22 protein-coding genes are annotated in these 22,702 nt (G+C 71.0%); 8 read left to right on the forward strand and 14 right to left on the reverse strand.

All coding sequences use genetic code 11. From position 1 onward, the window contains the following. Nucleotides 1-310: 310 nt before the first annotated feature. The 3 genes from ACFYRY_RS04230 to ACFYRY_RS04240 form a co-directional block, all read right to left on the reverse strand. On the reverse strand, nt 311-1,351 hold the full coding sequence (locus tag ACFYRY_RS04230; RefSeq protein WP_389139754.1) for an NUDIX domain-containing protein: 1,041 nt from the start codon (nt 1,349-1,351) through the stop codon (nt 311-313). 141 nt (nt 1,352-1,492) lie between these two features. Beyond that, a complete protein-coding gene (locus tag ACFYRY_RS04235) occupies nt 1,493-1,684 on the reverse strand; it encodes a hypothetical protein (protein ID WP_389139756.1) in 192 nt (63 codons plus the stop codon). A 139-nt stretch (nt 1,685-1,823) separates the two neighbouring features. Continuing rightward, a complete protein-coding gene (locus ACFYRY_RS04240; RefSeq protein ID WP_389139758.1) occupies nt 1,824-2,777 on the reverse strand; it encodes an ROK family protein in 954 nt (317 codons plus the stop codon). 225 nt (nt 2,778-3,002) lie between these two features. Between ACFYRY_RS04240 and ACFYRY_RS04245 the strand changes: the two genes are divergently transcribed. Further along, complete coding sequence (locus ACFYRY_RS04245; RefSeq protein ID WP_389139760.1) at nt 3,003-4,079, forward strand: LacI family DNA-binding transcriptional regulator; 1,077 nt, start codon at nt 3,003-3,005, stop codon at nt 4,077-4,079. Nucleotides 4,080-4,086: 7 nt separating this feature from the next. Further along, a complete protein-coding gene (locus tag ACFYRY_RS04250) occupies nt 4,087-4,836 on the forward strand; it encodes a hypothetical protein (protein ID WP_389139762.1) in 750 nt (249 codons plus the stop codon). A gap of 35 nt (nt 4,837-4,871) precedes the next feature. Here the strand turns inward: ACFYRY_RS04250 and ACFYRY_RS04255 are convergent, their stop codons facing one another. After that, nucleotides 4,872-6,617, reverse strand: a complete 1,746-nt coding sequence (locus tag ACFYRY_RS04255) for a protein kinase (protein ID WP_389139764.1) — start codon at nt 6,615-6,617, stop codon at nt 4,872-4,874. Nucleotides 6,618-6,711: 94 nt separating this feature from the next. Beyond that, a complete protein-coding gene (locus ACFYRY_RS04260) occupies nt 6,712-8,016 on the reverse strand; it encodes a DUF6986 family protein (RefSeq protein ID WP_389139765.1) in 1,305 nt (434 codons plus the stop codon). A 218-nt stretch (nt 8,017-8,234) separates the two neighbouring features. Here ACFYRY_RS04260 and ACFYRY_RS04265 point away from each other — a divergent pair, with 218 nt between their 5' ends. After that, nucleotides 8,235-9,098: an endonuclease/exonuclease/phosphatase family protein gene (locus ACFYRY_RS04265; RefSeq protein ID WP_389139767.1), complete on the forward strand. Its 864-nt coding sequence runs from the start codon at nt 8,235-8,237 to the stop codon at nt 9,096-9,098. Nucleotides 9,099-9,154: 56 nt separating this feature from the next. On the opposite strand, the gene ACFYRY_RS04270 is transcribed toward ACFYRY_RS04265, so the two are convergent. The 4 genes from ACFYRY_RS04270 to ACFYRY_RS04285 form a co-directional block, all read right to left on the reverse strand. Then, nucleotides 9,155-10,117 (reverse strand): electron transfer flavoprotein subunit alpha/FixB family protein, encoded by a 963-nt coding sequence (locus ACFYRY_RS04270; RefSeq protein ID WP_389139769.1) that lies wholly within the window; start codon nt 10,115-10,117, stop codon nt 9,155-9,157. A 51-nt stretch (nt 10,118-10,168) separates the two neighbouring features. Next, entirely contained in the window at nt 10,169-10,957 is a 789-nt protein-coding gene (locus ACFYRY_RS04275; protein ID WP_389139771.1) for an electron transfer flavoprotein subunit beta/FixA family protein, read from the reverse strand. Between the two features lie 217 nt (nt 10,958-11,174). Then, nucleotides 11,175-11,684, reverse strand: coding sequence for a flavin reductase family protein (locus tag ACFYRY_RS04280; protein ID WP_389139773.1), 510 nt, complete (start codon nt 11,682-11,684; stop codon nt 11,175-11,177). Nucleotides 11,685-11,901: 217 nt separating this feature from the next. Beyond that, on the reverse strand, nt 11,902-12,315 hold the full coding sequence (locus tag ACFYRY_RS04285) for a TlpA family protein disulfide reductase (protein ID WP_389139775.1): 414 nt from the start codon (nt 12,313-12,315) through the stop codon (nt 11,902-11,904). A gap of 77 nt (nt 12,316-12,392) precedes the next feature. Here ACFYRY_RS04285 and ACFYRY_RS04290 point away from each other — a divergent pair, with 77 nt between their 5' ends. After that, complete coding sequence (locus tag ACFYRY_RS04290; protein ID WP_389139777.1) at nt 12,393-12,809, forward strand: DUF4395 domain-containing protein; 417 nt, start codon at nt 12,393-12,395, stop codon at nt 12,807-12,809. A 187-nt stretch (nt 12,810-12,996) separates the two neighbouring features. Next, a complete protein-coding gene (locus ACFYRY_RS04295; RefSeq protein ID WP_389139779.1) occupies nt 12,997-13,725 on the forward strand; it encodes a lysophospholipid acyltransferase family protein in 729 nt (242 codons plus the stop codon). A gap of 51 nt (nt 13,726-13,776) precedes the next feature. Here ACFYRY_RS04295 and ACFYRY_RS04300 read toward each other — a convergent pair whose 3' ends face one another. The 3 genes from ACFYRY_RS04300 to ACFYRY_RS04310 are packed head-to-tail and all read right to left on the reverse strand — an operon-like array spanning nt 13,777 to nt 17,053. Further along, the gene (locus ACFYRY_RS04300; RefSeq protein ID WP_389141070.1) at nt 13,777-14,847 is read right to left on the reverse strand and encodes a threonine aldolase family protein; all 1,071 of its coding nucleotides are present in this window, start codon (nt 14,845-14,847) and stop codon (nt 13,777-13,779) included. A gap of 11 nt (nt 14,848-14,858) precedes the next feature. Further along, nucleotides 14,859-15,614 (reverse strand): SDR family NAD(P)-dependent oxidoreductase, encoded by a 756-nt coding sequence (locus ACFYRY_RS04305; protein ID WP_389139781.1) that lies wholly within the window; start codon nt 15,612-15,614, stop codon nt 14,859-14,861. Nucleotides 15,615-15,655: 41 nt separating this feature from the next. Continuing rightward, nucleotides 15,656-17,053 carry a DUF6421 family protein gene (locus ACFYRY_RS04310; RefSeq protein ID WP_389139783.1) on the reverse strand — a complete coding sequence of 466 codons (1,398 nt, stop codon included), beginning with the start codon at nt 17,051-17,053 and terminating at the stop codon, nt 15,656-15,658. A gap of 283 nt (nt 17,054-17,336) precedes the next feature. On the opposite strand from ACFYRY_RS04310, the gene ACFYRY_RS04315 reads away from it, so the two are divergent. Then, on the forward strand, nt 17,337-18,020 hold the full coding sequence (locus ACFYRY_RS04315) for a glycerophosphodiester phosphodiesterase (protein ID WP_389139785.1): 684 nt from the start codon (nt 17,337-17,339) through the stop codon (nt 18,018-18,020). Between the two features lie 23 nt (nt 18,021-18,043). On the opposite strand, the gene ACFYRY_RS04320 is transcribed toward ACFYRY_RS04315, so the two are convergent. Further along, nucleotides 18,044-18,583: a GNAT family N-acetyltransferase gene (locus tag ACFYRY_RS04320; RefSeq protein WP_389141072.1), complete on the reverse strand. Its 540-nt coding sequence runs from the start codon at nt 18,581-18,583 to the stop codon at nt 18,044-18,046. A gap of 92 nt (nt 18,584-18,675) precedes the next feature. Between ACFYRY_RS04320 and ACFYRY_RS04325 the strand changes: the two genes are divergently transcribed. Continuing rightward, complete coding sequence (locus ACFYRY_RS04325) at nt 18,676-19,068, forward strand: VOC family protein (protein ID WP_389139787.1); 393 nt, start codon at nt 18,676-18,678, stop codon at nt 19,066-19,068. Between the two features lie 124 nt (nt 19,069-19,192). After that, nucleotides 19,193-19,954 (forward strand): VOC family protein, encoded by a 762-nt coding sequence (locus ACFYRY_RS04330; RefSeq protein ID WP_389139789.1) that lies wholly within the window; start codon nt 19,193-19,195, stop codon nt 19,952-19,954. Nucleotides 19,955-20,020: 66 nt separating this feature from the next. Here the strand turns inward: ACFYRY_RS04330 and ACFYRY_RS04335 are convergent, their stop codons facing one another. Then, nucleotides 20,021-22,591, reverse strand: coding sequence for a cellulosome protein (locus ACFYRY_RS04335; protein ID WP_389141074.1), 2,571 nt, complete (start codon nt 22,589-22,591; stop codon nt 20,021-20,023). Between the last annotated feature and the right edge of the window lie 111 nt (nt 22,592-22,702).

Genomic DNA, 22,702 nt, shown 5'->3' on the forward strand with positions numbered 1-22,702 from the left:
ACGGGCCCCTGGGCGAAAGGCCTGGACGGCGTCCGTTGTCGGCGCCGTGAAGACTGAGCGGACTGTCGCAATGCCGCTTCGGCCCGGTCAAGGCGGAACAGGGCCGGAAAAGTGATTGTTTGCGGAGGTTGCCAAGAGTTGACGAGAGCGAGAGGTTTCGTTAGCTCTGGCATAGAGGTATCGCGACGGACTCTTGGCCGGGGCGCGGTGCACGGCGGCGCCGACCAGCCCGTGCGCGCGGGGCTGGGACGAGCGGGCGTACGGGTGAGATCCCCGCCGGCACCAGGTGGCGGCGGGGATCTCTCGGCGGTCAGCCGACCGGGATCCCCGCTTCGAGGTACAGCGCCGCTCCGCGTTCTCGCGCCCGCAGGGCCCAGCGCAGCCGCTCGTAGCGGACCGGCGGCAGCAGGTCGGCGGCTTCCTCCTCGGAGGCGAAGCACCAGTCGCGCAGCTCGGGCCCGGGCAGCAGGAGGCGCCCCGCCTCGGTGGAGTCCAGGCGTCCGCCGTCGAAGAGGAGCCGCAGACCGCCGTAGCCGGGCGGCGCGGGCGGCTCCCAGTCGACGACCAGGAGGCGGGGCACCTCGTCGAGACGGATACCGGTCTCCTCGGTGACCTCGCGCATGCCGGCGCGGGCCGGAGCCTCACCGGGCTCGACGACCCCGCCGGGGAACTCCCAGCCGGCCTTGTAGGTGGGGTCGACGAGCAGCACGCGGTCCTGCTCGTCGAAGAGGAGGACACCCGCGGCGATCGTCTCGGCGGTCGGTTCGGGCGTCTGCACGATGTCGCAGACGGGCACGGTGCCGTCGCTGACGGCCTCGGCGATCCGCGCGGCGGTCTGGTACGGCGTGAGGGCGCTGGTGTCGATCGGGTGCGCGTCCGCGGTGAGCCAGGAGGCGAGGGCGGATCGGTACGTGTCCATGTGGTCGTACGACCACTGCCGTATGCGTATCTCCCCGTCCGTGATGCCCTGCGGGACCTCTCGTCGGGCCATGCGCTCACGCAGGATCGTTTCCGCCGGGGCGAGGAGGACATGTCGGACGCTGATCCTGCGTGCGGCCAGGCCACCGAAGATCTCGTCCCGGTAGTCCTGGCGCAGGAGGGTCATCGGGACCACCAGGGTCCCGCCCAGCTCCGCGAGCATCGCGGCCGCCGTGTCGATCACGAGGCGTCGCCAGCTCGGCAGGTCCTGGACGTCGCCGACCTCGGCGAGGTGCTTGGGCGGCAGCAGCTGCGTGAGTGCTCCGCCGATGACCTCGGGGTCGAAGAGCGTGCTGTTCGGGATCAGTTCGATCAGTTCCCGTGCGGTGGTGGTCTTCCCCGCACCGAACGCGCCGTTGATCCAGACGATCACGTTTCCCCCTCTTCAGCCGGCCCCCTGAGGCTTGCCCGCTCCACCCTGCCACGGAAACCAGCCGTAGTAGAGGGCGCACAGACGTGGCGCCGGTGCCCCCTCCCGTCGGGGTACCGGCGCCACGTCCTCGGTCGGGCCTCGTCAGTCGTTCTGCCCGGGGCCACGCTCGTCCACGATGTTGCTGTCGGGGGCGATGGCGTCGTCGAGGGTGCTGAGAGTCCTGTCGACGTCGAGGTCCTTCAGTTCCCCGCCGAGGGCGTGGGACGGGGTGATGGCCGCGACGACGAAGCCGGTGGCGAGGGAGGCGATGGCGAGCATGCTGCGCTTCTTCATGCCGGGTTCAACTGGCGAACGCCGTCGGAGTCACGCCCGCGTCGGTGTGATCGGGACGGGCGCGGCGTGATGGAATCCCCCGGCCTGCCCACCTGGGCAGGCCGGGCCGTTGGCGTGGAACGGTCGTGCGGAGGTCCCGTCAGACCCCCGCCGCAGCCGGGTCCGCCTGCCGGGCGATGACCGCCGCCGCCGCGCCGACCAGGCCCGCGTCGGTGCCCATCTGTGCGGGCTCGACCCGCAGGCGCTGCACGAAGGACAGGGTCGCGTAGTCGCTCAGGGCCTTGCGCAGGGGTGCGAACAGCACGTCGCCGGCCTTGCCCACGCCACCGCCGACGACGGCGATGTCGATTTCGACGAGGGTGGCGGTGGCCGCGATACCGGCGGCCAGCGCCTGCGCGGCCCGCTCGAAGGAGGCCACGGCCACCGGGTCGCCGTCCCGGGCGGCGGCGGCCACCGCGGCGGCGGAGGTGTCGCCGTCCGGGCCGGGCCGCCAGCCGTTCTCGAGCGCCCTGCGTGCGATGTTGGGGCCGCTCGCGATGCGCTCCACACAGCCGCGCCCGCCGCACGGGCACGGGTCGCCGTCGAGGTCCACGCTGATGTGGCCGATGTGGCCCGCGTTGCCGGTCGGTCCGGGGTGCAGTCGGCCGTCGAGGACCAGGCCGCCGCCGACTCCCGTCGACACCACCATGCACAGCGCGTTGGCATGCCCACGGGCGGCGCCCTGCCAGTGCTCGGCGGCCGTGATCGCCACGCCGTCCCCGATCAGCTCGACGGGCAGCCCCCCGGCCGCCTCCTTCACCCGCTGGACCAGCGGGTAGTCGCGCCAGCCGGGCACGTTCACCGGACTGACCGTGCCCAGGGAGGCGTCCACCGGGCCCGCGCTGCCGATCCCCAGGGCCGTGGCCCGACCCCACAGCGGCGACGCGGCCAGCTCGGCGAGCACCTCCGCGACGGCCCCCATCACGGTCTCGCCGTCCTCTCGGGCGGGCGTGGCGCGTTGCGCGCGAGCCTGGATCCGGCCGTGGCCGTCCACCAGCGCTCCGGCGATCTTGGTGCCGCCGATGTCGAGTGCGGCCACGAGGTCGGTGTACATCAGTGTCGGATCTCCCCGTCAGACATGGAACGACGTCGGTGACGTCGTGAAGAGTGTGCGAGCAACCGTGCGGGAACGCGGGCCGGTCTCGCGGTGGGGCGCAGGCCGGAGATTGCGGTGGACAGTGTCTCTCGCATCTGACAACGTTGTCCAGGCTCTATGCTCGACGCCACATCCTCATACAAAATCATGGATGCAGCATCTCCATATGACCGTCGCATTACCGTGGACGACAGGACAGGACACCGCACCGTGCCCGAGACCCACCACCGCGCCGAGCGCCTCACCGCGAACCGCTACGGCAACCGTCCGACCATGAAGGACGTGGCCGCGCGGGCCGGTGTGGGGCTGAAGACCGTCTCGCGCGTGGTCAACGGTGAGCCGGGCGTGACCACGGAGACCGAACGGCGGGTCCAGGAGGCGATCGACGCTCTCGGCTTCCGCCGCAACGACAGCGCGCGGGTGCTGCGCAAGGGCAGCACCGCCAGCATCGGCCTGGTCCTGGAGGACCTCGCGGACCCGTTCTACGGCCCGCTCAGCCGCGCGGTCGAGGAGGTGGCCCGGGCCCACGGCGCCCTGCTCATCAACGGTTCCAGCGCGGAGGACCCAGAGCGGGAGCGGGAGCTGGTGCTGGCGCTGTGCGCACGACGGGTGGACGGCCTGGTGGTCATCCCCGCCGGTGACGACCACCGCTATCTGGAGCCCGAGCTGAAGGCGGGCGTGGCCACGGTGTTCGTGGACCGCCCGGCCGGGCACATCGACGCCGACGTGGTCGTCTCGGACAACTACGGCGGCGCCCGGGACGGTGTCGCCCACCTGATCGCGCACGGGCACCGGCGGATCGGGTTCATCGGCGACATGCCCCGCATCCACACCGCCGCCGAGCGGCTGCGTGGCTACCGGGCGGCACTGGAGGACGCCGGGATAACGGTGGAGGACTCCTGGATGTCGCTGGGCGTGACCGATCCCGAGCGGGTGCGCCGGGCGGCCGAGGAGATGCTCGCCGGCCCCTCCCCGGTCACCGCCGTCTTCACCGGCAACAACAGGGTGACGGTCACCGTGATCCGGGTCCTGGCGGAACACCGGCGTAAGGTCGCCCTCGTCGGCTTCGACGACATCGAACTGGCTGATCTGCTGCGGCCCGGGGTCACCGTCGTCGCCCAGGACGCGGCCACCCTCGGCCGTACGGCCGCCGAGCGGCTGTTCCGCCAGCTGGACGGCACCCTGCTCACCCCGGAGCGGATCGAGCTGCCGACCCGGCTGATCACCCGCGGCTCGGGCGAGCTGCCACCGACGGACTGAGCGGCTCATGGAAGATCGCACCCTGGAGGCACTGGGACTGGCCGAGGCGCCGCGCGATCATCCGCTGCTCTATCCGGGCGGGTGGCCGCGGGACTCCGGGCTCCTCGACGGTGACCGGCTGCTGCCCCTCGACGTCTTCGTGCACCCCGACCGCACCGCCGTCCTGGCCGTCGGTTCCAACGCCAACCCCGCCCAACTGCGGTACAAGATGGCCGAGTTCGGGATCACTTCGCCGATTCCGATGGTCCGGGCCCGGGTCACCGGCCTCGGTGTGGGCGTCTCCGCTCACGTCAGCCGCCTGGGGTACGTGTCCGCCTCGCCGTTCGAAGCGCCGGGAGAGGTACGGGAGTTGTTCGTCACCTGGCTCGACGACCAGCAGCTCGCGGTCGTCGACGCGAGTGAAGGGGTGCCGCTGCCGAACGGCAACTTCCGCCGCGCCTGGCTGCCCGCGCCGGAGGTGCGCGTCGAGCCGGCGCCCGGAGTGACGCTGCCCGGCGTGTACGCGTACGTCAACCGCCACGGCGTCCTGCACGACGGCACCAGCGCGCCTCGCACGCATCCGGGCCAGCGGGCCCTGCTCAACGAACTCCTCGTGGGTTCCGCCCGGTTGAGGGAACTCTTCGGCGTCACCCCGGAGGAGTTCTGCGCCCGGGCGCGAGCCGACCGGCGGCTGTGCGAGCGGGGCACCCGGCTGTTCGCGGACGAGAAGCGGGTGACGGTGTCGGGGCTGGAGCGGTACGCGCGGGGCGGGGGCTGACGGCCGCCCGCGGGATGACGGACGTACGGCGTTCGTCAGCAGACCGGTAGTCCCGGTACCGGGGAGTCGTTGTCGCCGCCCTTGATGTAGACGTCGTTGAAGTAGACGTCCGTGTTGCCGCTGTCGTCGTCGGTCTTCGCCCACCAGACGTTGGTCCACCGGCCGGCTGTCTCGCGGCGGCCCAGGTTCCGCTGGCAGTAGAAGTAGTTGATGCCCGCGTTGAGGACGCCGGCCTTGGTGCCGGAGGCGGTGTACGAGTCGGCGGTGCGCCAGACCTCGCAGTTGTACTTGCCGCCGCCGATGGAGTGGCAGGCGGGGGCCTGCGTGGTCTCCGCGCCTGAAGCGACCGGGGTGGCGCCCGGGGTTTTGGCAGGGGCCTTGGCCGGGGACGACTTCGTCGCGGTCGGGCCCTTGCCGTCGCCCTGATCGGTGGGCTCGGTGACTTGTGAACGCCCGGCGTCGGCACGGTCGGCCGCGGTGGAGGTGGCGGACGCCGTGGGCTCCGTACCGGCCGTGGCGCCGCCCGTGTCGTGCAGGACGGCGAAGGTGGCCCCGGCGGCCAGCAGCGCCACGGTCAGGGCCGCGGCGGCGAGCAGGACACGCCCCTTGCGCCGGCTCCGGCCGGATGCGGAGGTGCCGGTGGCGGACATGGGGAAGGTGGCCGCCGGCTCCGATCCGGCGGGGACGGGGGCACCCGCACTCTGCACGTGCGGCCCGGCCGGGGCTCCGGGGCCCGCGTGCCCGGTCTCGCCGGTCTCGCCGACCTCGCCGGTGGGGCCCGCCTGCCCGGCGGCCCCGATCTGCCCAGTGGGCCCAGGCTCAGCGGGGGCCTCCGGTGACTCTGTGCCGTTCCGCCCCGGCTCCGTCCGCGCGGGCGCCGGATCCACCGGCCCCCGCAACGTCGTCGTGGGCATGTCCGAGCCGTCCCGGTCCGCCACCGCCCGCAACAGCTCGCGGGCTTCCTCGGCCTCGGGGCGGTTCGCCGGATGTTTGTCGAGGAGGCGCCGGAGAACAGGACCGAGGTGGCCGGCCCGGCGGGGCTCCGGCATCGGCTCGGTGACGATCGCGGTGAGCGTGGAGAACGTGGACGTACGGCGGAACGGCGAGGAACCCTCGACGGCCGCGAACAGCGTGGCACCGAGGGCCCAGACGTCCGAGGCGGGGCCCGGGTCCGCGCCCTGGGCACGCTCGGGCGCGAGGTAGTCCAGGGAACCGACGAGTTCGCCGCTGCGCGTGAGGTGGGTGGCCGAGCCGTCACCCGGGTCCTCCACCTTCGCGATGCCGAAGTCGGTCAGCACGACGCGGCCCGAACGGTCGAGCAGGATGTTGCCGGGCTTCACGTCCCGGTGCAGTACGCCCGCGCGGTGGGCGGCGGCGAGCGCGTCCAGCACCTCGGCGCCGATACGGGCCGCCTCGCGCGGGTCGAGGGTGCCGCGCTCGCGCAGGACGTCGTCCAGCGAGGGGCCGTCCACCAGTTCCATGATGATCAGCGGACGCCCGTCGACCTCGGCCACATCGTGCACGGCCACCACTCCGGGGTGGCGCACCCGGGCCGCCGCGCGGGCCTCCCGCTGCATCCGCAGCCGCAGACCGGCGAGTTCGGGCCCGTCGGCGTCGCTGTAGGTGCGCAGTTCCTTGACCGCGACCTCACGCCCGAGCACCTCGTCGACGGCCCGCCAGACCACACCCATGCCGCCGCGCCCCAGTTGCGCCACGACGCGATAGCGCCCGGCCAGCAACCTCCCGACCTGGTCCGCCCGTTCGTACTCCCCCGAAGACACCGCCGCCCCGTTCCTCTGACACCGCCGTGAATGACGTACAGACTACGGGGCGGGGTTCCGGCGCCGGCCGACCGTTGCGACGGTGACGGGTCCGCTACTTCGCGGAGACGGTCAGGTCGGCCCGCCTCGGTGCCGCGAAGGCCTCGAGGTCCGCGCGGGTCAGGCCGCTGCGGCGGGCGACCTCGGCGATGTCGAGGGCACCGCAGTCCAGGCCGCGCAGCAGGTAACCGCTCAGCGCCTTGGCGGTGGCGGGCTCGTCCATCACGTCACCGCCGGTGCGGTTGGCGTACCGGGTGAGGCGGGCGGCCGCCTGTTCGAAGCCCTCGCGGTAGAAGGCGAAGACGGCCGCGTACCGGGTGGGGAGGTGGCCGGGGTGCATGTCCCAGCCCTGGTAGTAGGCGCGGGCCAGGGCGCGTCGGGTCAGTCCGTAGTGCAGTCGCCAGGCGTCGTGCACCTTCGCGGTGGGGCCGACCGGCAGGACGTTGGTCGAGCCGTCCGACACGCGTACGCCGGTTCCCGCGGCCGCGACCTGCATGATCGCCTTGGCGTGGTCGGCGGCGGGGTGGTCGCTGGCCTGGTAGGCGGCGGACACCCCCAGGCAGGCGCTGTAGTCGAAGGTGCCGTAGTGCAGGCCGGTGGCACGGCCTTCGGCGGCCTGGATCATGCGGGCGACCGTGGCGGTCCCGTCGGTGGCGAGGATGGACTGGCTGGTCTCGATCTGGATCTCGAAGCCGATCCGGCCCGCCTCCAGCCCGTGCGCCTTCTCGAAGGCCTCCAGGAGCCGCACCATGGCGGTGACCTGCTCGGGGTAGGTCACCTTCGGCAGCGTCAGCACCAGTCCGTCGGGCAGACCACCGGCCTGCGTCAGGCCGGTGAGGAAGATGTCCAGGGTGCGGATGCCGCGGTCGCGGACGGGTGCCTCCATGCACTTCATGCGGATGCCCATGTACGGGGCCGCCGTGCCGTCCCGGTACGCCTGGGCGATCAGTCGCGCCGCGCGGGCCGCCGTCTCGTCCTCCTCGGCGTCCGGGCGGGGTCCGTAGCCGTCCTCGAAGTCGACGCGCAGGTCCTCGATGGGCTGGTGCTCCAGCTTGCCGCGGACGCGGGAGTACACCGGCTCGGCGAGGTCGTCGGAGAGACCGAGGACGGCGGCAAGGGACTCGGCGTCCGGGGCGTGCTGGTCGAGGGCGGCGAGGGCCCGGTCGCCCCAGGAGCGGATGGTGTCGGCGGCGAACACGTCACCGGGGACGTAGACGGTGTGGACGGGCTGGCGGGTGCCGGGGTCTCCGGGGTAGCGGCGCTCCAGCTCGGCGTCGACCGGTACGAGGGAGGCGCTGATCTCCTCGCTGACGGCTCCCGCGAGGCTCGTCGCCACCCGGTCCTGCTGACCCCGACCCATCCCGTACCTCCATTTTCCGCTCTACGGAATCAATAATCCGCGCAGCGAAGTTATCTATGAATCTCCCCGCCGGTCAACACCCAGCCCACGGGCCGACCCACCGCGTTCACTCCCGCGGCCGAGAACCTCTGCGCCCCCTTCCGCCCTTCGGCTCGCACCCTCATCCTGATCCCCGGGGAGGGAATCACATGGGGCACACCACCAGCATGACGCGTCGCATGGGCATGAGATCCGCGGTGGCCACCGCACTGACCATCCCGCTGCTCGGCGCGGTCCCGACGTCGGCCGCCAGACCGAGAAGGCGACGTCTGGAGGTCATGACGTTCAATCTGCGCTTCGCGAGCACCGCCGAGCCCAACAGCTGGGCGGCCCGCCGTCCGGTGATGCGTGAGCTGTTACGCCGCGAGGCACCCGACCTGATCGGCACACAGGAGGGTGTCTACCAGCAGTTGCTCGACATCCGCGCCGACCTCGGAGCGCACTACGACTGGATCGGCACCGGCCGCGAGGGCGGCAGCCACGACGAGGCGGTGGCGGTCTTCTACGACACCCGGCGCCTGGCGCCGGCCGAACACGACACCTTCTGGCTCTCCGACACGCCCAGGGTGATCGGCTCGAACACCTGGGGCGCCCGCCTCCCTCGCATCGTCACCTGGATCCGGTTCAGCGATCTGCACGACGGCGGGCGGGAGTTCTACGTCCTCAACACCCACTTCGACCACGTGAGCCAGTACGCACGCGTGCGTTCCGCATCACTGGTCGGCGACCGGATCGCGGCACTCGACCGGTCCCTGCCGTCCATCGTGACCGGCGACTTCAACGCGGCGGCCCATCGGAACGAGGCCTACGACACCCTCCTGGACGCCGGACTCGTCGACACCTGGGACACGGCGGCCGAGCGCGGCAGGCTCTACGCGACCTTCCACGGCTACCGGCCGCTGGTGCCGGACGGCGACCGCATCGACTGGATCCTCACCACACCGGGCGTCACGACCCACCGGGTGTCGGTCAACACCTTCGAGCGCGACGGCCAGTTCCCGAGCGATCACCTGCCGGTGCAGGCGTCGCTGACCCTGGGATGAGCCGAGGCCCCCGCGACCAGGAACGGTCGCGGGGGCCTCGTACAGCCCGGCGGGGATCAGCCCTTGCGGGTCTTGATCTCCTCGGTCAGCGCGGGGACCACGTCGAAGAGGTCGCCGACGACGCCGTAGTCGACCAGGTCGAAGATCGGGGCCTCGGCGTCCTTGTTGACGGCCACGATCGTCTTCGAGGTCTGCATGCCGGCGCGGTGCTGGATGGCGCCGGAGATGCCGTTGGCGATGTACAGCTGCGGCGAGACGGACTTGCCGGTCTGGCCGACCTGGTTGGTGTGCGGGTACCAGCCGGCGTCCACCGCCGCGCGCGAGGCGCCGACGGCCGCGCCGAGGGAGTCGGCGAGGGCTTCGATGATCGCGAAGTTCTCCGCGCCGTTGACGCCCCGGCCGCCGGAGACGACGATCGCGGCCTCGGTCAGCTCCGGACGGCCGGTCGACTCACGCGGGGTGCGCGCGGTGACCTTGGTGCCGGTGGCCTGCGCCGAGAAGGTGACCTCCAGCGCCTCGACCGCGCCGGCGGCCGGAGCGGCCTCCACGGCGGCGCTGTTGGGCTTGACGGTGATGACAGGGGTGCCCTTGGCGATGCGGGACTTGGTGGTGAAGGACGCGGCGAACACCGACTGGGTGGCCACCGGGCCCGACTCGCCGGCCTCCAGGTCGACGGCGTCGGTGATGATGCCGGAACCGACGCGCAGCGCCAGGCGGGCGGCGATCTCCTTGCCCTCGGCGGAGGAGGGGACCAGCACGGCGGCCGGGGAGACGGCGGCGACCGCGGCCTGCAGCGCGTCGACCTTCGGGACGACCAGGTAGTCGGCGTACTCGGCGGCCTCGTGCGTGAGAACGCGAGTCGCGCCGTGCTCCGCCAGCGTGGCGGCGGTGTCGGCGGCGCCGTTGCCCAGCGCGACGGCGACCGGCTCGCCGACCCGGCGGGCCAGGGTCAGCAGCTCGAGGGTCGGCTTGCGAACGGCACCGTCCACGTGGTCGACGTAGACAAGGACTTCAGCCATGGGATTGCTCTCCTGCTTGGATGAGATGAGGGGCGGTCAGCGACGTCGAGCTCAGATGAACTTCTGGCTCGCGAGGAACTCGGCGAGCTGCTTGCCGCCCTCGCCCTCGTCCTTGACGATCGTGCCGGCCGTACGGGCCGGGCGCTCGGTCGCGGAGTCGACGACCGTGTAGGAGCCCTCCAGGCCGACCTCCTCGGCCTCCAGGTCCAGGTCGGACAGGTCCCAGGACTGAACCGGCTTCTTCTTGGCCGCCATGATGCCCTTGAAGGACGGGTAACGCGCCTCGCCCGACTGGTCGGTGACCGACACGACCGCCGGCAGGGACGCCTCCAGGTTCTCGGAGGCGGCGTCGCCGTCGCGGCGGCCCTTGATCGTGCCGTCCTCGACCGACACCTCGGACAGCAGGGTCACCTGCGGCACACCCAGACGCTCGGCGAGCAGCGCGGGGACGACGCCCATGGTGCCGTCGGTGGACGCCATGCCGGAGACGACCAGGTCGTAGCCGGCCTTCTCGATCGCCTTGGCCAGGACCAGGGAGGTGCCGATGGCGTCGGTGCCGTGAATGTCGTCGTCCTCGACGTGGATGGCCTTGTCGGCACCCATGGACAGCGCCTTGCGCAGGGCGTCCTTGGCGTCCTCGGGCCCGACGGTCAGCACGGTGACCTCGACGTCGTCGTCGGAGTTCTCGGAGATCTGCAGCGCCTGCTCGACCGCGTACTCGTCCAGCTCGGAGAGCAGACCGTCCACGTCGTCCCGGTCGACGGTCAGGTCATCGGCGAAGTGCCGGTCGCCAGTGGCGTCGGGCACGTACTTCACAGTGACAACGATCCTCAAGCTCACGCCGGCTCTCCTACTGCATCGTCATTTTTCGGCTGCCTCTTGCACGCAGCATAGGCGCCACAAGCGGCCGATCCCGGTCGGGGCGACCCACGCGCCGACCGAAATATTACTCGTCAGTACACCCAGTTCGTTCCCGCTGAGCAAGCGCTTTGAACTGTGACCTTCGCAACGCAGCGTAATCGGAACTCGACGCCCTCGCAGCAGCGGGCGGGGCCATTCAGTCGCCCAGCCCGTGGAAGCGCCCCTGGTGATAGAGGAGCGGGCGGCCCGGGCCGGTGGAATCACCGACGGCGACCTCGGCCAGCACGATGCGATGGTCGCCGGCCGGCACCCGTGCGACCACCCGGCACACCAGCCAGGCCTGCACGTCGTCCAGGACCGGCACACCCTCGGGACCCTCGCGCCAGGCGGTCGCCGCACCGAAGCGGTCGGCTCCGCTGCGCGCGAAGGTGGCCGCCAGGTCCTGTTGGTGCTCACCGAGTATGTGCACGCCGACATGCTCGGACTCGGACACCGCCGGCCAACTGGACGCGCCGGTGCCGATACCGAAGGAGAGCATCGGGGGGTCGGCGGAGACCGAGGTGAGGGAGGTGGCGGTGAAGCCGACCGGACCGGCCTCACCGCGCGCTGTGATCACGGCCACTCCCGCGGCGTGCCGCCGGAAGACGGAACGCAGGAGGTCGGGCGAGGCGAGCCGAGGGGTACCGAGGCCGGGCGTGGCCGTCATGGAGGAGTCCTTGCGCGAAGAGGGGCTTGGGCGTCCGTGGCTGCTCAACAGCTCGGACAGCGCGCGCTCGCGGTGCGGGCCAGGGCTTCCTGCCACATGCGTCCCCGCCCGAAGAGAAGGGGTTCCGAAGGCATACGGTCAGACTGACGATAGGTGGTACGCGCAGTCAAGTACGTCCCGGCATCTGGAAGATGCCTCACCGTCCTGGTCGGGGGCCTCACACCGCCTCCCCCAACGCGGCGATCACGTCGGCCTTGCGCGGCTGGCCGGCGGCACGTCGGACGATCCGGCCGTCGACGTCCAGGACCAGCACGGTCGGGGTCTTGAGGATGTCGAGTGCGCGGACGAGGTCGAGGTTGTCCTCGGCGTCGAGTTCGACATGGATGACACCCGGGACCAGGTCGGCCACCTCACCGAGGATCCGGCGGGTCGCCCGGCAGGGGGCGCAGAAGGCGCTCGAGAACTGGACCAGGGTGGCGCGCTCACCGAGCCGCCCGCCCAGTTCTGCCGCGCCGAGCCGTTTTCCGTCGTCGCGCCCGCGCACCCGAATCCTCCCGCTCCGTCGCCGATGCAGCACTCCGTAGGCACTCGCCACCGCGAGCACCGCCACACACACCACGAGTCCGGTCATCGTGTGCACCAGCGTTCACAAGACTGCAAAGATTCCCGCCCCCCTGAACTGTTACCGCTGCGGAATGCTTCATTCCCATGGACATCGATGTGAGAGGGCCCCGCTTCGGCGCGGCCGTGACGACCGTCGTGCTGGCGGTCGTGCTGATCACCGGCAGCGCGTGGCTGCTGGCCTGGCAGACGCTGGCGTTCGCCCTGGGCTCGGCGGGCGGCGTGGCGCGTTCACCGTACGGCTGGCTGTTCCGGGTCGCGGTGCGGCCCCGGCTCGGGCCGCCGACCGAGTTCGAACCGCCTCAACCGCCCAGGTTCGCGCAGGCGGTGGGGCTCCTGTTCGCGAGCCTCGGTCTCATCGGCTACACGCTGGGCCCCGGTTGGCTGGGACTCGCCGCGACCGGCGCGGCGCTGGCGGCCGCGTTCCTCAATGCCGCGTTCGGCTACTGCCTCGGATGCGAGATGTACCTGCTTGTACGACGAGCGGACGTACGCGCCGAGTAAAGGCGGCTTAAAAGCCCGAGGTGGATCACCGCGTGGACGTGACGAGAATCTCGCCGCCGACGGGCACCAGGGCTGGCTCCCGGCCCGTTCTTGGGGCACGATCTGCGACATGCCGTAAACCTACGGCTGCGTAACTTTCGGCCTGGAGTCGCCTGTCCAGGCAGAGAAGGAAGGGCTCACACCGTCCATGGCAGAGCTTGTCTACCGTCCCGTCGTTGGTTTCGCCCAGGCCCTGTTCAAGGCGTGGGACCTCAAGATCGACTTGAAGGGTTCGGAGAACATCCCGCGCTCGGGCGGCGCCGTGCTGGTGAGCAACCACATCAGCTACCTGGACTTCGTCTTCGACGGGCTGGCGGCGCTTCCGCAGAAACGCCTCGTACGGTTCATGGCGAAGGAGTCCGTGTTCCGGCACAAGATCTCCGGCCCGCTGATGCGCGGGATGAAGCACATCCCGGTCGACCGCAAGCAGGGTGAGACGGCGTACGCGCGCGCACTGGAGTCGCTGCGGTCCGGCGAGATCGTGGGCGTCTTCCCGGAGGCCACCATCTCCCCCTCCTTCACCCTCAAGTCCTTCAAGTCGGGCGCCGCGCGCATGGCTCAGGAGGCGGGCGTCCCGCTGATCCCGATGGCCGTGTGGGGCACCCAGCGACTGTGGACCAAGGGCCACCCGCGCAACTTCAGGCGCAGCCACATCCCCGTCACCATCCGGGTGGGCGAGGCGATCGAGGCCTCCCGTGACAAGTACGCGGGTGTGATCACCCGTCAGCTGCGCGAGCGTGTGCAGGAACTCCTGGAGGCCGCGCAGCGCGCCTACCCGGTGCGCCCCAAGGACGCGAACGACACCTGGTGGATGCCGGCCCACCTCGGCGGCACCGCTCCGACCCCGGAAGAGGTGCGCGCGGCCGAGGCGCACTGAGCCCCGCGGCTTCGCCGTTCGGGCCGTGCGCCGGCCGCGCGCCGACGCCGGCTACCGCGCCATCTCCTCTTTCAACGCGGCCACGAACGCGTCCACGTCGTCCTCGGTCGTGTCGAAGGCGCACATCCAGCGCACGACGCCCGCCGCCTCGTCCCAGAAGTAGAAGCGGAACCTCTTCTGCAGGCGCTCGCTCACGTCGTGCGGGAGCCTGGCGAAGACGCCGTTGGCCTGCACCGGATAGAGGATCTCGGCTCCGTGCACGGCGCCGACCCCCTCGGCCAGCCGCTGGGCCATCTCATTGGCGTGGCGGGCGTTGCGCAGCCACAGGTCCTTGGCGAGCAGGGCCTCCAACTGCACCGAGACGAAGCGCATCTTGGAGGCGAGCTGCATGGACAGCTTGCGCAGGTGCTTCATGTGACTCACGGCGTCCCGGTCGATGACGACGACCGCCTCACCGAACAGCGCGCCGTTCTTCGTGCCGCCCAGGGAGAGGATGTCGACGCCGACGGCGTTGGTGAACGTCCGCATCGGCACGTTCAGGGAGGCCGCCGCGTTGGCTATCCGCGAACCGTCCAGGTGGACCTTCATCCCGCGGGCGTGGGCGTGGTCGCAGATCGCGCGGATCTCGTCCGGTGTGTAGAGCGTGCCGAGCTCGGTGCTCTGGGTGATCGAGACCACCTCCGGCATCGCACGGTGCTCGTCCTCCCAGCCCCAGGCCTGCCGGTCGATCAGCTCGGGGGTGAGCTTGCCGTCGGGCGTGGGCACGGTGAGCAGCTTGAGGCCGCCCATGCGTTCGGGGGCGCCACCCTCGTCGACGTTGATGTGCGCGCTCTCGGCACAGATCACCGCGCCCCAGCGGCCGGTGACGGCCTGGAGCGCGACGACGTTGGCGCCGGTGCCGTTGAAGACCGGGAACGCCTCCGCGGTGGGGCCGAAGTGGCTCCGGATGACGCTCTGGAGGTTCTCGGTGTAGTCGTCCTCGCCGTACGCCACCTGGTGGCCGCCGTTGGCCAGGGCCAGGGCGGCCATCACCTCCGGGTGCCCGCCGGCGTAGTTGTCGCTGGCGAACCCGCGGACCTCCGGGTCGTGACGGCGGCGGGCATCGGTCTTGGGCGGGTTCACCGCTTGTCGGATCACGGCTTGTCGGTCAGCCACAGACGCTTTCCGTTCACTTCGGCTGCGGGCTTCTCCCAGACGCCGACGATCGCCTCGGCGAGGTCCTTGACGTCCGTGAAGCCCGCGAACTTCGCGTTGGGGCGCTCGGCGCGCATCGCGTCGTGCACCAACGCCTTCACCACCAGGATGGCAGCGCCGGAGGTGGCCCCGCCCGCCCCCGCGGCGGCGCCCGCCTTGGCGAAGTAGTCGGCGAGCGCGAGCGTCCACGCCTCGGCCGCGGCCTTGGCCGCCGCGTAGGCGGCATTGCCGGCGGTGGGCCTGCTGGCGCCCGCGGCGCTGATCAGGACGTACCGTCCGCGGTCGCTGCTCTGCAGCGCCTCGTGGAAGGCGAGGGAGGTGTGCTGCACGGTGCGGATGAGCAGCATCTCCAGCAGGTCCCAGTCGTGCAGGTTGGTCTTGGCGAAGGTCTCGCTGCCGCGCCAGCCGCCGACGAGGTGGACCACGCCGTCGACCCGGCCGAACTCCTTCTCGGTGTGCACGGCCCACTCCCGGGTCGAGTCCAGGTCGAGCAGGTCGACCGTCTCGCCGGTCACCATGGCGCCGCCGGAGCTGTAGCGGGCCGCGTCGACGGCCTCCGCCAGTCGCTCGGGGTCGTTGTCCGCGCCGACGACGGTCGCGCCCGCCTCGGCGAGCCTGAGCAGCGTCGCGCGCCCGGCGGGTCCGCCCGCGCCGGCCACCGCGATCACCGCACCGCTGAGAGCCCCGTTCCCCATGGTTTTCGCCTCCTGAGCAGTGGTTTTGGTATCGCGGTCGCTCACGCGGCGATCCGCTCGGCGCTCTTCGAGGTGATGCCCCGGGTGGAGGCGATCACCTTCTTCAGTTTCTTGGAGAGTGCCTCATAGAACATGCTCAGCGGAAACTCGTCCGGAAGCACGTCATCGACGAGTTTCCGGGGCGGCTGGCTCAGGTCGAGGGCGTCGGGGCCCTTGGCCCAGCGGGAGCCCGGGTGCGGGGCGAGGTAGGTGGAGACCAGCTCGTATCCCGCGAACCAGTGGACGAGCTTGGGCCGGTCGATGCCGTCCCGGTAGAGCGCCTCGATCTCGGCGCACAGCTCGTTGGTGACCTGGGGCGCGCGCTGCCAGTCGATGAACAGCTTGTTGTCGGTCCAGCGGACCACGTCGTGCTTGTGCAGGTAGGCGAAGAGGAGCTGGCCGCCGAGGCCGTCGTAGTTGCGCACCCGCTCGCCGGTGACCGGGAAGCGGAACATGCGGTCGAACAGCACCGCGTACTGCACGTCACGGGCCTGCGGGACGCCGTCGGCCGCCAGCTTCACGGCCTCCCTGAAGGCGGTGAGGTCGCAGCGCAGCTCTTCGAGACCGTACATCCAGAACGGCTGGCGCTGCTTGATCATGAACGGGTCGAAGGGCAGGTCACCGTGGCTGTGGGTGCGGTCGTGGACCATGTCCCACAGCACGAAGGCCTCCTCGCAGCGCTTCTGGTCGTGGACCATCGCGGCGATGTCCTCGGGCAGTTCCAGGCCCAGGATGTCGACCGCGGCGTCGGTCACCCGACGGAAGCGGGCCGCCTCCCGGTCGCAGAAGATGCCACCCCAGCTGAAGCGCTCGGGGGCTTCGCGCACGGCGATGGTCTCCGGGAAGAGGACGGCCGAGTTGGTGTCGTAGCCGGCCGTGAAGTCCTCGAACCTGATGCCGCAGAACAGCGGGTTGTCGTAACGGGTGCGCTCCAGCTCGGCGAGCCAGTCGGGCCAGACCATGCGCAGCACGACCGCTTCGAGGTTGCGGTCGGGGTTGCCGTTCTGTGTGTACATCGGGAAGACGACCAGGTGCTGGAGGCCGTCCGCGCGGTTCGCGGCGGGCTGGAAGGCCAGCAGCGAGTCGAGGAAGTCCGGTACCTGGAAGCCGCCCTCGGACCAGCGACGCAGGTCCTTCACGAGGGCCTGGTGGTACGCGAGGTCGTGCCCGAGCAGCGGCGACAGCTCCTGGACGGCGTCGACGACCCGCTGTACGGCGAGTTCCGCGTCTGCCGGGTCCGGGGCGCCCTCGGCCTGGAAGTCGATCGACCCGTCCTTGGACTGCCATGGCCGGATCTGCTCCACGGCATCCTTGAGCACCGGCCACGCCGGGTGCTCCACCACCCTGGTCGCGGGAGGAATCCTTTCCTCCGCCGCCGCCTGCACAAGAATTTCCGTCATGTCTCATCCTCCACGGGAGAACCTCGCGTATGGAGACCGTATACACACATGGTTTTGGTCAGCAAGTGAGAGCTCGGGAAATAATCCTGCCTACCCCCCAACATCACAGAACATTTTCCTGCCAGATACCCTGATGACGACTGTTCATGCTTCACGCACCGCTCCCGATGCAGGGGCGGGTTCACCACGGGGCGGGGCGGATAGGCTGCGAATCAGCCCGCGCAGCCGTCCGCCCCGGTCTGCGCGGCGTGCCGAGCCGCAGTCGACGGAAGCGAGTCGAACGTTGAACTTCCTCACCATCGGGCACCGGGGAATCATGGGTGTCGAACCCGAGAACACCCTGCGATCCTTCGTCGCCGCCGAACAGGCCGGCCTCGACGTCATCGAACTCGATCTCCATCTGAGCAAGGACGACGCCCTCGTCGTCATGCACGACGCCGACGTGGACCGTACGACCGACGGGACCGGCCCGATCGCCGAGCAGACCCTGGGCGAGCTGCGCGCGCTGGACGCCGGGCTCGGCGAGCGGATCCCGGTGTTCGAGGAGGTGCTGGACGCCGTACGGCTGCCGTTGCAGGCCGAGATCAAGGACCTGGCGGCGGCCCGTGCGCTCGCCGAGGTCATGGACCGGCGGGATCTGACCGCCCGGGTGGAGGTGTCCTCGTTCCACGACGAGGCGATCGCCGAGATCGCCCGGCTGCTGCCCGGGGTACGCACCGCGCTGATCGGCAGCCGCTACGGCACCGACATCGTGGAGCGCGCGGTCGAGGCCGGTGCGTCGACGGTCTGCCTCAACATCCGCCGTCTCACCCTGGAAATCGTGGAGAACGCGCGCAAGGCGGACCTGCGGATCATCGGCTGGGTGGTGAACACGCAGGAGCAGCTGCGGCTGGTACGGGCCCTGGAGCTGGACGGCGCGACCACCGACTATCCGGAGATCAGGCGCACCGGCCGCTTCACCGCGTGACGGTCAGCAGGCCGCCGTAACCCTTACGCGAGCTCCTTGACCAGCAGCTCGAACTGCAGGTCGTCGCGTTGCGGAACGCCGAAGCGCTCGTCGCCGTACGGGAAGGGGGTCATCCTTCCCGTACGGCGGTAGCCGCGGCGCTCGTACCAGGCGATGAGGTCGTCGCGTACGGAGATCACGGTCATGTGCATCTCGGTGGCGCCCCAGGCCTCGCGGGCCTGCCGCTCCGCCTCCGCGATGATCACCTTGCCGAGGCCGCCGCCCTGCGCGGCGGGACTGACCGCGAACATCCCGAAGTAGGCGTGGTCGCCGCGGTGTTCGAGCTGGCAGCAGGCGACGATGCGGCCCTCGCGCTCGACCGTGAGCAGCCGGCTGTCGGCCGCCTTGATGACGTCCAGCACGCCCTGCGGGTCGGTCCGCTGCCCCTGGAGGATGTCCGCCTCGGTGGTCCACCCGGTGCGGCTGGAGTCCCCGCGGTACGCCGACTCGATCAACGCGACCAGGTCGTCCACGTCGGCGTCGGTGGCCTCACGGAAGCTGAGTTCGGGGGCGGGGGTCTCCATGGCTCGGATCTCCGGTTCGTCGGCACGGCACTGGCCCGGCAGGGGCCCCATGAGGGTAACGCCGTAAGTCACTACCACTAGGCTCCGGGTGCATGGTGCACGTACTGAGCGGCCGCACCTTGCTGCGGCCCACTGATCCGGAACGGTCCCGTGTCTTCTACGGCGAGCAGTTGGGGCTCGCCGTCTACCGCGAGTTCGGGGAGGGGCCGGAGCGCGGCACCGTCTACTTCCTCGGCGGTGGGTTCCTGGAGGTGTCCGGGCGCTCCGAGGTGCCGCCGTCGCCGGCGGTGCGGTTGTGGCTCCAGGTCGCCGACGTGGCCGCGGCTCACGAGGAGCTGCGGGGCCGGGGCGTCGAGATCGTGCGGCCCCCGGTGACGGAGCCGTGGGGGCTGGTCGAGATGTGGATCGCGGATCCGGACGGGACGCGGATCGTGCTGGTGGAGGTGCCGGCGGACCATCCGCTGCGCTACCGGCCCGGTATCTGAGGTCACCGGCGCCCAGGGGATCTTCGGGAGTGGCCGCGCACACGGATGGCCGGGCCGGACACCGAGGCATAGCGTGCTGAGAGGGGATTCCCCCCGCCGTCTCGAAGCTCTCGGAAGGAACGCCATGAAGCTCGACGAACCGGTGATCGGCGGACCCTGCTGGACCGAACTGGGCACCGACGATATGGAGGCGGCGAAGCGCTTCTACACGGAGTTGTTCGGCTGGCGCGTCGAGACGGATCCGCGTCAGGAGGCGGGCGGCTACACCGTCGCGCACCAGGGCGACGCCGCGGTCGCCGCGCTGACCCCGCTGTACCAGGAGTCGCAGCCGGTCGCCTGGAACGTGTCGTTCGCCGTGCGGGACGCCGACGCCACGGCCCGGGAGGTGACCGGGGCGGGCGGCACGGTCCTGGTCGGCCCGATGGACGTGTTCGACGTGGGCCGCTTCGCGGTGGCCCTCGATCCGGCCGGGGCGGCCTTCCAGGTGTGGCAGGCCCGTTCCTTCCCGGGGGCCGGGCTGTTCAACGCGCCCGGTTCACTGGGCTGGGTGGAGCTGCTGACCCGGGCCCCCGAGCGGGCCCAGGCCTTCTACACCACGGTGTTCGGCTGGAGCGTCAACGCCTCGGAGCACTACACGCAGTGGGGCATCGACGGCGAGGACTTCGGCGGCATGGTGACGATGGGCGACACGTTCCCGCCCGAGGTGCCGCCGCACTGGCTGCCGTACTTCGCCGTCGGCGACGTGGACACCACCGCGAGTACCGCGACCTCGGCGGGCGGCACCGTCCTGATGGAACCCCGCTCCCTCGGGGCCGTCCGTCGCATCGCCGTGCTGCGGGACCCGCAGGGCGCGATGTTCGGGGTGTACCACCCGACGGACGGCTGAGAGGGAGGTCAGGGGCAGTCGCCAGATGACCGGGGCCCGCCTGGGCGGTGGGCCCCGGCCCAGAGGTCAGAACAGCCGCGTCACCGTCACCCGGTCGATGACGGGGGCGTGGGCGGAGCGCTGGCCGTGCGGGTTGTGTGTCCGGCCGTCGAAGTCCGGGAGTTCGTCGGCGGTGAGGGTGATCGTGTTGGGGCCCGGCTCCAGGGTGACGGGGACCGAGAGGTTCCAGAAGTTGTTGAAGTGGAAGGTCGTGGGGAACAGGACCCGGTGCGGGGCGGCCCCGTTGACGGAGACGTCCGCGTGGCGGCAGACCGGGTCCGGGTTGTAGTGGGTGGCGGGAGCCTGCTCGCCGTTGGCGTAACGGAGGGTCAGAGCGTGGCGTCCGGCCCGCTGTGCGGACACGGTGAGCGTGAGGGCGTTGCCGGGGCCCGCGCCGATCCCGTCCACCGCCTTGCCGCCGGTGGCGTACGTGTGTCCGGCCACCTTCGCCGTGCCGGTCAGCACGCCTTCCTCGGCCGGGTACGCGGCGCTGGGCAGCAGACCGCGCGACGGGCCGACCCGCAGTCGGTCCACCACCATGCGCTCCGAACTCCCGGTGATCGTGAGCTTGTTGACGCCCCCGGTGAGGAAGAGCGGTACTGCTCCCCGCTCGACGCGTCCGACGTCCTCTCCGTTGACGTTCAGCAGGCCCTCTCCGGGGCCGAGCACGTCGACGGTGACGCTCGCCTCGCCGTCGTCGTCCGCGTGCACCCAGAAGGTGACGGTGCCGCCTCGGGGGAGCACGGCGGCGCCCGGCCCGGAGGCTCCGCGGTGCGCGTAGCTGACGGCCGCCCCGTCGCCGAGTGCGGCGTACTCGGCCTCGTACAGCGCGGTGGGGTCGTCGTCGCACCGGACGAGGTCCAGCTTGTCGATGACGGCGTCCCCCTGGGTGGCGCCGAGTTCGGGGTCCCGTGCCGCGAGGGTGACGCGGTGGCTGCCCGCGGTCAGCTCGACCCGGGTGTCGGTGTGCCCCCACACCGCCCACTTGTAGCCGAGCGGCAGCAGCAGCTCGCGCGGGTTCTCGCCGTCCACCCGCAGGAAGACGTTGGTGGGCCCCTGCTCGCGCACCAGCTCGGCCTGGTTGTAGGAGTTGGCGAACACCCTGAGCTCGTAGGTGCCGTCGCTCGGGACCTCGACGTCGAAGGCGAGCACTCCGTCGGATCCGGTGCGCAGGCCGCCCACGTGATAGCCGCCGGAGGTGGCGAACCGGTCGACGTCGGCGGGGGATCCCTCGGGTCCGTTGCGGGAGTAGCCGCCGCCCGTGTACGTGGCGTCCTCGGCCTCGTACGTCCGCCGCCGGACGGCGGGAGGAGGCGCGATCGGGGCGCCGTTGCCGCCGGGAGCCAGGATGACCTGGTAGGCGGACATCGCGTCGAGATCGGACACGGTCACGGTCACCCGGCCGTCCACGACGGGCAGTTCCTCGTCCCGCAGTCGTGACGGCTGGGCGCAGGCACCCACCTGGCCGGTCCACGGTATCTCCTGGAGCCGCACCCGCACGGCCGTCCCGAAGAGGCCGGGGTCGACGCCCTCGAAGACGATGTCGGCCGCGCCGCCCGCGCCCCCGAACAGCACCCGGGCCTGCCGCTTGGCCCGGTCCAGGGCGGCCAGGCCCTGCAGCGTGTACTGCACGTTGGGATGCGGGGCGGTGACCCGGACCGTGTTGCCGGTCAGCTGCCCGTAGGCGTTGAACAGCCACCACTGGCCGTTGCCCTTGCCCGCCTCGACGGCCGAGTCGTTGAGGTTGCCCGCGATGTTCCAGTACGCCAGGTCGGCGTCGACCTTCGACTCCTCGATCGCGGAGATCCACTGCACCATCTGGCCGGGCACGGACACGTGGTAGTTGTGCGCGTACTCGTTGAGGTTGACCGGCAGCGGGCCGATGCCCAACTCCCTTTCCAGCTCCCGGTACTTGGCGACGTTCGTGCGGACCTCGGCCGGCGAGGACAGCTCGTGCCAGGTGATCACGTCGGGCAGTACGTCCTGCGCCTTGGCGAACTCGAGGAAGCCCCTGACCTCGGGGTACAGGATGCTGGTGTTGGGACCGGCGATCCGCGCCCCGGGGTCGAGGCCCTTGATGAGGTGGTACGCCTGCTGCCAGGCCACGAAGTAGTGCCGCGGGTCGGTGCGCCAGGAGGTCCGGTCGTAGCTCCACTCCCCCTCGCCGAACATGTTGCCCTCGGGCTCGTTGAACGGCACGTACACGACGTGGGACCGGTACCCGCCGAGGGTCAGGACGTGTTCGACCTGGCGGCGGACGACCTCCAGGAAACCGGCCAGGCGCTCCTCGCCGGTGGCACCGGGCCATTCGTAGGGGAAGCCGCGGTAGTGGTCGGGCAGGTAGACGTACACATCCCGGCCGCCCGCCGCGACGAAGGACGGGAGGATCTCCAGCGCGTCGGCGCCCGGATGCTGGATGCCGTCCTGGGCCTTGGTGGTGACCGTGCGGACGTACATGCCCTCGACGACCTCGCGACTGGGTACTCCGTCGCCGTACAGGCCGTACAGCGTGCCGCTCGCGCCGCCGTGGAAGGGGCCCGTCTCGGCTGCGAGGTCGACGGTGAGCCGGTCGGGAACGCCGGCGTTCCGGTCAGGGATGACGGTGAGTCGGTCAGAAACAGGGGCTGCGGGGTCTTCGGTTGTCACGGCATCATCCTTCGTCCGGCATGTCGTACGCCAGTCGATGATCCGAACCGGCCTGGTCGAACG

The organism is Streptomyces sp. NPDC005263 (assembly GCF_042872365.1).
In the GTDB taxonomy this organism is placed as follows: Bacteria; Actinomycetota; Actinomycetes; order Streptomycetales; family Streptomycetaceae; genus Streptomyces.